Source organism: Rhodobacter sp. NSM, assembly GCF_052244495.1.
GTDB lineage: Bacteria > Pseudomonadota > Alphaproteobacteria > Rhodobacterales > Rhodobacteraceae > Cereibacter_A.
The window spans coordinates 1-724 of record NZ_JBQPXH010000065.1; the positions used below are offsets into that span (position 1 = coordinate 1).

General features: G+C 68.2%; 2 protein-coding genes. Both read right to left on the minus strand.

Going from position 1 to position 724, the window contains the following annotated elements; genetic code table 11:
• Positions 1-84: 84 nt before the first annotated feature.
• Positions 85-522, minus strand: coding sequence for a P27 family phage terminase small subunit (locus tag ACTVZP_RS22290; RefSeq protein WP_443214312.1), 438 nt, complete (start codon positions 520-522; stop codon positions 85-87).
• 81 nt (positions 523-603) lie between these two features.
• Positions 604-724 (minus strand): HNH endonuclease signature motif containing protein (locus ACTVZP_RS22295; RefSeq protein ID WP_443214313.1); only part of this gene is annotated, 121 nt, incomplete at its 5' end.

Below are 724 nucleotides of genomic sequence, written 5' to 3' on the forward strand. Positions count from 1 at the left end.
TGGCGCAGGCAGGCGAGGCGCACCAGTTCTCCGGCAGTCTCGCGGCCCTCGACCACATCGAGCGCATAGCGCGAGACCGGATGGTCAATCGGCTCCATCGAGGGTCTTCAGGATCTCGTCGAAGAGATCGCCCTGTCCGGTGACGCGGACGCGGGCCTCGTCGACGGGGGTGAGGCCGAAGCGGGCGGCGAGCTGGTTCATGACGGCGATGGCATACTGTCGCTGGCCCCAGACGGCCCGCTTCTTCTGCTGGCGGCCGTTGCGGGTCTCGACCTCGTACCAGCTGCCGAAGGCCGCGATGTCGCCGGTGAAGCGGATGACGTCGGCCACCGCCTCGCAATAGACGGCGAACGGATCCTCGAAGGCGGGCTCGAGCCGCTTCTTCGTGACGAGCACCGGGGCGAGCCGGTCCCAGACCTCGCGGCCTTCCGCGCTCATCCAGCCCGGAGCTTCCGGCACGGGGGCCGCGAGGTCGCCCTTCATCGGGATGACGTTCGACACCTTCGGCTTCTGCCCGCGCATCGTGAGGCTCCTCGTTTCTCTCTGCCCGGTGGGCTTTTTTTGCCAATTCGCCACGCACGAAAGGCAAGGTTCGGGCGCTGGTTACCTGGCCGACCCCTCCGATTTTCCGATGCCCCCCGGTGGGTGGAACACCTCGCGCGCGGTCTTGCGGCTGTGGCAGGGCCGGCAGAGCGGCTGCCAGTTGGCCCGGTCCCACATCAGG